General features: G+C 63.5%; 1 protein-coding gene. It reads left to right on the forward strand.

Features of this window, described 5'->3' with window-relative positions; genetic code table 11:
* A partial coding sequence (locus tag ACYVEA_RS34755; protein WP_461117930.1) for a ferredoxin--NADP reductase occupies positions 1-572 on the forward strand: 572 nt, incomplete at both ends.

Genomic DNA, 572 nt, shown 5'->3' on the forward strand with positions numbered 1-572 from the left:
GGCGCCGAAACGGTGCTTGAGGTCCGTCACTGGACCGATGCCTACTTCAGCTTCACCCTCACCCGCGACAGCGGTTTCCGCTTCGAGAACGGCCAGTTCGTGATGATCGGCCTGGAAACCGAGGCGCGGCCGCTGCTGCGCGCCTATTCCATCGCCAGCGCCAACTGGGAAGAGCACCTGGAGTTCTTCAGCATCAAGGTGCAGGACGGCCCGCTGACCTCGCGTCTGCAGCACATCAAGCCGGGCGACAAGGTGCTGGTCGGCAAGAAGCCTACCGGCACCCTGCTGATCAGCGACCTGCACCCCGGCAAGAACCTGTACCTGCTGGGCACCGGCACCGGCATGGCACCGTGGCTGTCGGTGATCAAGGACCCGGAGACCTACGAGCGCTTCGAGAAGGTGATCCTGTGCCATGGCGTGCGCTACGAAAAGGATCTGGCCTACCGCGATTATTTCGAGAAGGAACTGCGTGAGCACGAGTTCCTGGGCGAGATGATCGGCGACAAGCTGCTGTACTACCCGGCCGTCACCCGCGAGCCGTTCGCCAACCAGGGCCGCCTGACCTCGCTGAT

This window comes from Spirosoma jeollabukense (genome assembly GCF_054777855.1).